This is a genomic window from Acaricomes phytoseiuli DSM 14247, assembly GCF_000376245.1.
Lineage (GTDB): Bacteria > Actinomycetota > Actinomycetes > Actinomycetales > Micrococcaceae > Renibacterium > Renibacterium phytoseiuli.
This window is the reverse complement of sequence record NZ_AQXM01000060.1, coordinates 100,333-110,105: the sequence shown is the minus strand read 5'-3', so window position 1 is coordinate 110,105 and position 9,773 is coordinate 100,333. Positions and strand designations below refer to the sequence as shown.

Annotated in this window: 10 protein-coding genes; 3 read left to right on the top strand and 7 right to left on the bottom strand. The window is 63.7% G+C overall.

Annotated features, from left to right (window positions below; all coding sequences use genetic code 11):
* Positions 1–239, top strand: a 239-nt coding sequence (locus C501_RS0108640) for an integrase core domain-containing protein (protein ID WP_018134001.1), incomplete at its 5' end; no start/stop codon positions are given.
* 148 nt (positions 240–387) lie between these two features.
* Here C501_RS0108640 and C501_RS0108635 read toward each other — a convergent pair.
* From C501_RS0108635 to C501_RS0108605, 7 genes are all read right to left on the bottom strand, one after another.
* Entirely contained in the window at positions 388–705 is a 318-nt protein-coding gene (locus C501_RS0108635) for a metal-sulfur cluster assembly factor (protein ID WP_018135228.1), read from the bottom strand.
* Positions 706–707: 2 nt separating this feature from the next.
* On the bottom strand, positions 708–1,469 hold the full coding sequence (gene sufC, locus C501_RS0108630) for a Fe-S cluster assembly ATPase SufC (RefSeq protein ID WP_018135227.1): 762 nt from the start codon (positions 1,467–1,469) through the stop codon (positions 708–710).
* A 79-nt stretch (positions 1,470–1,548) separates the two neighbouring features.
* Positions 1,549–1,899 (bottom strand): non-heme iron oxygenase ferredoxin subunit, encoded by a 351-nt coding sequence (locus C501_RS0108625; protein ID WP_018135226.1) that lies wholly within the window; start codon positions 1,897–1,899, stop codon positions 1,549–1,551.
* The gene (gene sufD, locus C501_RS0108620; RefSeq protein WP_018135225.1) at positions 1,896–3,167 is read right to left on the bottom strand and encodes a Fe-S cluster assembly protein SufD; all 1,272 of its coding nucleotides are present in this window, start codon (positions 3,165–3,167) and stop codon (positions 1,896–1,898) included. The genes C501_RS0108625 and sufD overlap by 4 nt, the downstream gene beginning before the upstream one ends.
* Positions 3,167–4,663, bottom strand: a complete 1,497-nt coding sequence (gene sufB / locus C501_RS0108615; protein ID WP_018135224.1) for a Fe-S cluster assembly protein SufB — start codon at positions 4,661–4,663, stop codon at positions 3,167–3,169. Before sufB ends, sufD begins: the two co-directional genes overlap by 1 nt.
* Positions 4,663–5,514, bottom strand: a complete 852-nt coding sequence (locus tag C501_RS12935) for a helix-turn-helix transcriptional regulator (RefSeq protein WP_018135223.1) — start codon at positions 5,512–5,514, stop codon at positions 4,663–4,665. The genes sufB and C501_RS12935 overlap by 1 nt, the downstream gene beginning before the upstream one ends.
* Before the next feature lie 162 nt (positions 5,515–5,676).
* The gene (locus tag C501_RS0108605; protein WP_018135222.1) at positions 5,677–7,749 is read right to left on the bottom strand and encodes a penicillin-binding transpeptidase domain-containing protein; all 2,073 of its coding nucleotides are present in this window, start codon (positions 7,747–7,749) and stop codon (positions 5,677–5,679) included.
* 138 nt (positions 7,750–7,887) lie between these two features.
* Between C501_RS0108605 and C501_RS0108600 the strand changes: the two genes are divergently transcribed.
* On the top strand, positions 7,888–8,964 hold the full coding sequence (locus C501_RS0108600; RefSeq protein ID WP_018135221.1) for an ABC transporter ATP-binding protein: 1,077 nt from the start codon (positions 7,888–7,890) through the stop codon (positions 8,962–8,964).
* A complete protein-coding gene (locus tag C501_RS0108595; RefSeq protein ID WP_018135220.1) occupies positions 8,961–9,731 on the top strand; it encodes an ABC transporter permease in 771 nt (256 codons plus the stop codon). The genes C501_RS0108600 and C501_RS0108595 overlap by 4 nt, the downstream gene beginning before the upstream one ends.
* Positions 9,732–9,773 lie beyond the last annotated feature (42 nt).

Genomic DNA, 9,773 nt, shown 5'->3' with positions numbered 1-9,773 from the left:
TTATCGGCTCCATGGGCCGGTCCTACGGAGCTGGCGATAACGCGAGCATGGAGAGTTTCTTCAGCCTGCTTCAGAAGAACGTGCTCAACACGAGATGCTGGAACACTCGCGCTGACCTCCGCCTCGCGATCGTTTCCTGGATCGAAACGAAGTACAACCGAAGACGCCGGCAACGCGGCCTCGGCAAACTCACTCCCGTAGAGTTTGAGACGATCTACACGGACGCGAAAGCGGCCTGATCACCCCAAACCCCAACTGTCAACCAAACCCGGGGCAGACCCGTCAAGCTAAGCGAAAGGGCCCGGGCTGTTCATCACGGCATGACGCCGTAACGAACTGCCCGAGCCCTTTGACGCTTCGGTCCTAGTACCCGGTTAGAGCATCAGCTCAGAGATTGAAGCCCAGGGCCCGCATCTGATCCCTGCCGTCCTCGGTGATCTTGTCCGGACCCCATGGCGGCATCCAGACCCAGTTGATGCGCCACTCATCGACCATTCCGCCGATGGTCTTATCGACCTGATCTTCGATGACGTCCTGCAGCGGGCACGCCGCCGTGGTGAGCGTCATGTCCAGCAGCAGCGCACCGTCTTCGGCGTAGGAAAGCCCGTACAGCAGGCCCAGATCCACGATATTGACCCCGAGTTCGGGGTCGATGACGTCCTTGAGCGCTTCCTGCAGCTCCGGCAGCTCAACGGTGGCACTCATGCTCAGACCGTCCCTGCCTTGAGGAACCGGTCATAGCCCTCTTCTTCGAGCCGCTCGGCGAGTTCCGGGCCGCCCTGCTCGGCGACTTTACCGTCCACGAAGACATGCACGTAATCCGGCTTGATGTAGCGCAAGATGCGAGTGTAGTGGGTGATCAGCAAGGTGCCCATCTCACCCGCGGACTGGGCCCGGTTGACGCCTTCGGAGACGACCTTGAGAGCGTCCACGTCCAGGCCGGAGTCGGTTTCATCCAGCACCGCGAACTTAGGCTGGAAGAGCTCCAGCTGCAGGATCTCATGCCGCTTCTTCTCACCACCGGAGAAGCCTTCGTTCACATTGCGCTGCGCGAAGTCGGAGTCGATGCGCAGCTGACCCATGGCATCTTTGACGTCCTTGGTCCAGGTGCGCAGCGACGGGGCTTCCCCGTCGATAGCGCTCTTAGCCGTGCGCAGGAAGTTGCTCATCGTGACGCCGGGGATCTCCACCGGGTACTGCATTGCCAGGAACAGGCCGGCCCGGGCGCGCTCATCGACGCTCATCTCCAGCACGTCCTCGCCATCCAGGGTGATCGTGCCGGAATCCACGATGTACCGCGGGTGGCCCGCGATGGTCGAGGCGAGAGTGGATTTACCGGAGCCGTTGGGGCCCATGATGGCGTGGGTCTCTCCGGTGTTGATGGTGAGGCTGACGCCTTTGAGGATTTCCTTGCTGCCCTGTTCCGTCTCGATACTGACGTGCAGGTCCTTGATTTCTAAGGTGAACATGTCTTCTTCTACTTTCCTTCTGGCATAAAGTTCACAAAATTAGCAGTGCTCAGAGCTGGCTAGCTGACTTCGGAGTCGGTTACGCAGTCTCTACTTCTGCATCGTTGAGCACCTTGGTGATATCCACGTACACGTCATCGTCCCGGACCGTGAGTTCGAACACCGGAACGGGCTCATAGGCCGGCAGGCTCAAAGGTTCTCCTGAATTCAGGTCGAAGCGGGAGCCGTGAGCCCAGCACTCAATAGTGCACCCTTCGACCTCCCCTTCACTGAGCGATACGTCGGCGTGCGAGCAGACATCCCCGATAGCGTGCAGCTGCCCTTCGGAGTCGCGGACGATGGCTACCGGCACTGCGTCGAGCTCGACTCGCAGAGCCGTTCCCACCGCGATATCCGCCGCGCGCGCTACGCGCTGTGCCGCCAACGTCACACCACCTGCGAGGCGTTGAGCTCGTCTTCCAACGCAGCCACGAGCTCATCTTCGAGATCAGGAACCCGGATCTTCTGGATGATCTCGTTGAGGTAGCCGCGCACCACGAGCCTGCGGGCGACATCATCGGGGATGCCGCGAGCCATCAGGTAGAACAGGTGCTCATCATCGAATCGGCCGGTCGAGCTCGCGTGCCCGGCCCCGGCGATGAGGCCGGTTTCGATCTCGAGGTTCGGCACCGAATCGGCACGGGCCCCGTCGGTGAGAATCAGGTTCTGATTCTTCTCGTAGCTATCGGTGCCGATGGCCGCCTTACGGATCAGGACATCCCCGACCCAGACGGTATGGGCTTTCGCACCCTGCAGTGCACCCTTGTAGAGCACATTGGAGACGCCGTGGGGAACATTGTGATCCACGAAGGTCCGGTGCTCCAGGTGCTGACCGCTGTCCGCGTAATACAGCCCGAAGAGCTCGACCTCTCCGCCTTCCTCGGCATAACGAGCGTTGACGTTGACTCTGACCGCAGCGCCGCCGAGCGATACCGCGATGTGCTTCACGACCGCATCTCTGCCCACCAGAACGTCCTGCTGACTGGCGTGCACGGAGCTATCCGCCCAGCGCTGCGTGGAAACGAAAGTCAGCTGCGCACCCGCTTCGGCCTCGATGGCGACGAGCTGCGAGTACTCGGCCTCGCCTTCGTGCTCCAGCACGATCACGGCTTCCGCGCCGGCGCCGATCCGGAAGATCCAGTGCTCGAACACGGTTTCGCCTGCACCCTGGCCGGTGAGCTTGATCCGCACCGGTTCGCTCAGCACGGTGCCTGCCGGAACCGTCAGCTGCATCGCACCGGCCGAATTGGCCAGTGCCGCAGCGGCGGATCGATCCGCTGCCGGAGCCGAGGTCGCCTGGCGTGCTGCAGCAGTGTCGATCTCCTCGAGCAGGACGCCCTCTGGGAGGATCGTCTGCTGCTGCAGCTTGGCAGCGGAGTCTTGCAGCGTGGAATCTTTCTGCGCGAAGAGGCCGGTGAATTTCTTCACCGGGGTGAATCGCCATTCTTCTTCGAGCCCTGTGGGCACTGAGAAGTCGCTCAGATCGAAGCTGGTCCGTCGCTCGGCACGTGAAGCCATGACCTGCGTGCCGTGGTTGTGGTTGTAATCGACCTTAGACTCGACAAGGGTCTCCCCCTCCTCGGTCATCCCGTCGATCACAGCACGGGGCCCGGCTAGTTCCGATGCATGTGCCGTTTTCGATTCAGTAGGGGCGCTCATCAGCCCACCGATCCTTCCATCTGCAGCTCAATGAGCCGGTTCAGTTCGAGGGCGTACTCCATGGGCAGTTCCCGGGCGATCGGCTCGATGAATCCGCGCACGATCATGGCCATCGCCTCGTCCTCGGGCATACCGCGGGACATGAGGTAGAACAGCTGCTCCTCGCTCACCCGGGACACCGTTGCCTCGTGCCCCATGGAGACGTCGTCTTCCCGGATGTCCACATAGGGGTAGGTGTCAGACCGCGAGATCGTATCCACCAGCAGGGCGTCGCAGCGCACCGTATTGGCAGCGTGCTCCGCGCCTTCCCGCACCTGCACCAGGCCGCGGTAAGCGGCCCGGCCGCCGCTGCGGGCTACCGACTTGGAGATGATCGAGGACTTCGTGTTCGGCGCGATGTGCACCATCTTGGAACCGGTGTCCTGGTGCTGGCCTTCACCGGCGAAAGCGATGGAAAGCGTCTCGCCCTTGGCGTGCTCGCCCACGAGGTAGACCGCCGGGTACTTCATGGTCACCTTGGACCCGATGTTACCGTCGATCCATTCCATCGTCGCCCCCTCATGGGCGATAGCGCGCTTGGTGACCAGGTTGTAGACGTTGTTCGACCAGTTCTGGATCGTCGTGTACCGCACCCGGGCGTTCTTCTTCACGACGATCTCCACGACGGCGGAGTGCAGTGAATCCGAGGTGTAGATCGGCGCGGTGCAGCCTTCGATGTAGTGGACGTAGGATCCTTCATCGGCGATGATCAGCGTGCGCTCGAACTGGCCCATGTTCTCGGTATTGATCCGGAAGTACGCCTGGAGCGGGATCTCCACGTGCACACCGGGCGGCACGTAGACGAAGGAGCCGCCGGACCATACCGCGGTGTTGAGCGAGGCGAACTTGTTGTCACCGACCGGGATCACGGTGCCGAAGTACTCCTGGAAGATCTCCGGGTGCTCTTTGAGCGCGGTGTCGGTATCGAGGAAGATCACGCCCTGCTGCTCCAAATCCTCGCGGATCTGGTGGTACACCACCTCGGATTCGTACTGCGCTGCGACGCCGGCGACCAGCCGGTTGCGCTCGGCCTCCGGGATGCCCAGCTTCTCGTAAGTGTTCCGGATGTCCTCGGGCAGGTCTTCCCAGGATCCGGCCTGCTTCTCCGTGGAACGGACGAAGTACTTGATGTTATCGAAGTCGATACCGGAGAGGTCTGCACCCCAGGCGGGCATGGGCTTGCGGTCGAAGTACTTGAGGCCTTTGAGACGCAGATCGAGCATCCACTGCGGCTCATCCTTCTTGGACGAGATATCCCGGACGACCTCTTCGTTCAGGCCGCGCCGCGCCTGAGCGCCGGCGTCGTCTTTATCGGCCCAGCCGAAAGCATAGCTCCCGATCCCCTCGAGTTCGGGGTTCTTCTCCAGGATCTCGGAGATCACGGTGTCACCGTTCTGATCTCCGGACCCGGATGTTTCGCGGGCGCTCTCACGCCCCATGGCGAGCTGATCTGTCATCAGGTCTCGGCCTCCTCCGCCTTTGCTTCGTTCTCATCATCGCTGGGTACAGCATGCACCGGAACGTCTTCGCGCTCTCCCCCGGACTGGGCAATCAATTGCTCAGCCGAGAGCTGGTTGCTCAGACGTCCGATAGGTATATGGGTCGTGCACACATGGCCGCCGCCGGCCAGGGTCGAGAGCCTGCGGATATCCACCCCGAGCAGCCTGGCGAAGACCGTGGTCTCCGCTTCGCAGAACTCGTTGTACTCCGCGGCGAGTTCCAGCACCGGGCAATGCCCCTGACAGAGCTGTACCGCTTGCCCGGCTTCGGTGGAACCGGCGGCAGTGCCAGCAGCGTGAGCACTGTTGCTATTGGAAGTGCTATTGGAAGCCGCAACAATATCAAGCCGCTGCGCCGAGGAGACGTATCCTTCAGCGCTGAGCGCGTCGGAAAGGATCTGCGCCCGGGCTGCGATATCGTCACCTGCGGCCTCGAGCAAGGGCTGGTACTGCTTCTCCATCGCCGCAAAGCGCTGTTCCGCGAAGACTTTGATCGCCTCTCTGCCGTGCACCGCCGCCAGCTGTTCGAGTGCTGCTCGGGCGATCTGCAGATAGTCGTTGCCGATTCCGGATTGCCCTTGGCTGGAGAGCACGTAGTGGCGGGACGGCCGCCCCGCGCCTTGCCCGGGCCCCCGGAGCAGTTTGACTTCGATGACGCCGTCCTGCTCCAAGCGGTCCAGATGGCGGCGCACTGCCGCTGGAGTGAGACCGAGCAGGCGGCCTAGCCGAGCCGCATTCACCGGCCCGTGTTCCAGTACGGCATCACGGACCCGGTCCCGGGTTTTTTCATCCTGATCAGATGCGCGCAAGGGCGCATTGGCTGTATTAGCTGAAGCGCCTCGTCCCGGCTTTTCGCCCGGCGAGTGCTCAGAAGCCAGATCAGCCTCACGCCCTCTTTTCGCCGTCACGAAATACACAACACAATTATGACCTAATCAATTCCGGGCAACCAGTAAGGCAGGCCTTCTCCATCAGCCGGCGGCGACCTCGGTCAGAAATTGCTGCATGAGCGGCGAGAGCTGCGTGCTGGCGAAACCCCGCGCGTTCTCGACGAACATCGCCACTGCCAGATCGCCTTGCACCGCCACGAGCCAGGCATGAGTCTGCGGCGGATTCGCCGCGCCGTACTCCGCGGTCCCGGTCTTGGCGATGACCGGCGCACCCGGAGTCGCATTTAGCGAGCCGGCATTACCGCTGCTCACCACCGCGCCCATCAGAGATTTGAGCGCAGCGTCCTCTTCTGCGGTCAGCGGCACCGTCGGGGCCGCCTGTTCTGAACTGCTCTGCTCCGAGGCCTGCGCAGTAGCTGATGCCGACGAGGCGGATTCGCTGGGCACAGCCGAGACAGAAGCGGAAGCCCCTGACTGATCCGTTTGATCCACCACCAGCTGCGGCTGCACCAAGGACCCCTGGCCGACGCTCGCGGCGACCGTGGCCATCGTCAGTGGAGATGCCAGGACCTTGCCCTGCCCGATCATCGCCGCGACCCGTTCGGCCTCGCTGACCTGTGTGGGAACCGAGCCAGCAAAACTTTCCAGACCGATTTCCGCGGGAACCCCTACCCCCAGAGCCGCAGCGGCTTCGCTGAACTGCTCCTGACTGATCTGGGAGGCTGCTCCGATGAAGGCCGTATTGCAGGAGTTGGCGAAAGCCAGGCTGAGCGGGATCTGCCCCAGGCCGCTCTCCGGATAGCCGGGGTAATTCTTGAAGCTGGTGCCTCCCGCGTTGATCGTGGCCGGGCACTGGACCAGGGTGTCCGGAGTGGCACCGGTGCGCAGCAGGGCCAGAGCGGTGACGATCTTGGAGGTGGATCCAGGCGCGTACTGGCCCTGCAATGCGGTGTTGTAACCCTGGCTTCCCGGGCCGTTCGCCACGGCGAGCACAGCCCCGTCGGAGGGGCGGATGGCCACCAGGGAAGACGGAGTGTTCTCCTCAGTGAGCAAGGACTGGGCAATATTCTGGATCCTGACATTGAGCGTGGTCTGCAGATCCTGGCCGGCCGTCGGGTCAGTGCTGAAGAGCACCTGCGGCGAGCCTGTTTGCGTCCCGGCGGCCGGAATCTCCGTAACGCTGATACCGGTCTCCCCGGCGAGGAGCTCGTCGTAACGCTGCTGCAAGCCGCCCAGGCCGGTCTCGTCCCCGGCGGCGAGCCTGCCATCCGAGGCATCCACCAGTTCCGCGGTGGCCTCCCCCACGGTGCCCAGAGTCGCCCGCGCGAAATCCCGGCTAGGCGCCAGGGGCAGCTCGCCCGGGATCGCCACCGCTCCCGGGATCGCACTGATCTGCTGATCGCTGACCGTGCGGTTCTGATCATCCCGCAGAACAATCGCCTGCACGAAGGCCTGCGGCCCGGTTTCTGCCACCTGCGCCGCATATCCGGCAGGGTCGATCTCGACCAGGGCGGCCAATGCCCGCGCGGAGGCTTCGGCAGATGAATCCCCTAACGCGCTCTTGTCGATGCCGACGTTGACTACCGGACGTTCGGCAACAATCACTTCACCCCCGTCGCCCAAGATCTCGCCTCGAGAACCCTGGGTCCTGCTCACCTGAAGGGTGCTTCCTTCCGAAAGCCCGGGCACCAGCAGTTCCGGGCTCCATACGGCCCCCCAGACCGGCCCCGAAGACTGCTCCGCGGAATCCAACCTGACCAGCCGAGCCGTGGTCTGATACGTCCAGCTCCCTGCCTCGAACGGCCATTCGTAGCCGAGCGTCGCGGTCACGGTGTTCCAGGAGCCATCCACCTGCTCCACGCCCTCCAGAGTGACCGTGGGCTGAATCGGCGCAAAGGGGTTGCTCAGAGTCTTGAGTTTCTGGTCGGCCGCTGCCGCGTAGGTTTCGCCGCTGAAAGCCAGCTGAGAGACATCGAGCGCGCTCAGCGCCTCGGCGAGCTCCGTCGCCGCGTTCCGAGCCCCGGTTTCACTCGTATCGCAGGCGGTGAGCCCCATGGCCAGAACGCCCGTTATCAGAGCGGCGCTGAGCGCCTTGGTGACAGTACCGCTGGTGCGCTGAGAGGACGGCCGCCGGGCCCTTCGAGTGAACTTCATATCGCTAATGTACCGCCGCATACTGACGCTTCAGCGTGCTTCAGCGCCGGGGAACATCACGATTCACTAACACCTGTTCCTGACATCTGACGTAATCGCCACTACTGCACTGCTTACTACCTGTCGTAGAATACTCAGGTGCCCGCCGCTTCCGTCCCCGCTCTCCGTGTTGCGGGCCTGATCAAGGATGTCGGCCCGGTGCCCGCACTGGACGGCAGGATGAAGCGGGTGCTCAGCGATGTTTCGCTGACCGCACACCGCGGGCAGATCACGGTACTGCTGGGAACCAACGGGGCCGGCAAAACCACGACCCTGGAATGCGCTCAAGGCCTCACCACACGCCAGGGCGGTCTGATAAAGCTGCTCGGCGAGGACCCCGAGAACGCGAGCCCGGAGCTGCGCGCCCGCGTCGGAGTCATGCTGCAAGACGGCGGCCTCCCCCCGTCGATGCGCCCGCTCGCCCTGCTCCGGCACGTGGGCGGCATGTACCAGAACCCTCGACCGCTGGAAGAGCTCGCCGAACCTCTCGGTCTGCCGGAATTCGCCGACACCGCGATCCGCAGGCTCTCCGGCGGGCAGAAGCAGCGCGTCGCTCTGGCCGCGGCGCTCATCGGCCGTCCGGAGATCGTGTTCCTGGACGAGCCCACCGCGGGCCTTGACCCGGAATCCCGGCAAGCTGTTTTCGAACTCATCCTGGGACTGCGGAAAGAAGGCCTGGCCGTCGTCCTCACCACCCATCTGCTCGATGAAGCGCAGCGCCTTGCGGACTACGTCTACATCATCGATGACGGCCGTACCGTGGCGCAGGGAACCGTACCGGAGCTGCTGAGCAGCCATGCTGCCGACGCCCAGGAGAGTGCATCGAGCTCAGCCGGCTCCGGCCGTGCCAGCAGTGGTGGTTACCTCAGAAGCCCGAGGAGCGCCCCTGAGCAGACCCTAACCTTCGAAGCGGCGCCCGGCCTGGATCTGCGCGCAGGACTTCGGCCGGAGCTTCTAGTAGAAGAGCTCCGGCCGGGCAGCTACCGGCTGCGCGGCAAGCTGACCCCTCAGGATCTCGCGGATCTGGGTGCACTATGGGCCAGGTTCGATGCGATGCCCTCGACGATCTCGCTCGCCGAGCGCTCGCTTGAAGATGTTTTCCTGAGCATCGCCAAGGAGCGCCAGAGCCAGCGCAGCAGCCAGCAGGCCGCAGAGCGGGGTAGGCAACAACGATGAAAAGCGAATTCGGGCTGCCCGCGCCGCTGCTCCAGCGAACCCTGCGCCAGGGCCGGCATGAGACCGTGACCATGCTGCGCAACGGCGAACAGTTGACTCTGGCAGTGGTGCTCCCCCTGCTCGCACTGATTGCTCTGGTGGTCACCCCCTTACTCGACGACTTCACTGTCGCCGGTGTGGAACGCTCCCGCATCGATATCGCCACTCCGGGCATCCTGGCGCTCTGCGCGATGTCCACGGCTTTCACGGGCCAGGGCATCGCCACGGGATTCGACCGCCGGTACGGGGTGCTGCGCTTCATGTCCACCACACCGCTGGGACGCACCGGCCTGATCACCGGCAAGGTGCTGGCGGTGCTGGCGGTGCTGGTGATCCAGGTGGCCGTGATCTCCTCCGTTGCGGCGCTGCTCGGCTGGCAGCCGCACCCTGCCGGGCTGCTGCTCGGCATCCCGCTCCTGACCCTCGGCGCCCTGAGCTTCACCTCGATCGGCTTGCTCATCGCGGGCACGGCACGGCCGGAGGCGACGCTGGCATTGGCCAATCTGCTGTGGATCCTTTTCGGAGCGCTCGGCGGCATCGTGATCCCGTCCGATCGCCTGCCGTCCCTGATGCGAGATATCGTGCATCTGCTGCCTTCTGGTGGCTTGGGCGATGCGATGCGAGCTGCGATGCTCCAGGGTGTCGTGGACTGGTGGGGCGTGTGCGTGCTGATCGTCTGGGCGGCCCTGGCCACGGCCGGCGCGGTCAAGTGGTTCAAGTGGAGCTGACGAACGTGATTGAGACAGACCGATCGGCTCAGGCCGATGATG

Coding starts and splice junctions, on each gene's coding strand:
- C501_RS0108635 (WP_018135228.1), bottom strand. CDS start 705: ATGAGTGCCACCGTTGAGCTGCCGGAGCTGCAGGAAGCGCTCAAGGAC.
- sufC (WP_018135227.1), bottom strand. CDS start 1,469: ATGTTCACCTTAGAAATCAAGGACCTGCACGTCAGTATCGAGACGGAA.
- sufD (WP_018135225.1), bottom strand. CDS start 3,167: ATGAGCGCCCCTACTGAATCGAAAACGGCACATGCATCGGAACTAGCC.
- sufB (WP_018135224.1), bottom strand. CDS start 4,663: ATGACAGATCAGCTCGCCATGGGGCGTGAGAGCGCCCGCGAAACATCC.
- C501_RS0108605 (WP_018135222.1), bottom strand. CDS start 7,749: ATGAAGTTCACTCGAAGGGCCCGGCGGCCGTCCTCTCAGCGCACCAGC.
- C501_RS0108595 (WP_018135220.1), top strand. CDS start 8,961: ATGAAAAGCGAATTCGGGCTGCCCGCGCCGCTGCTCCAGCGAACCCTG.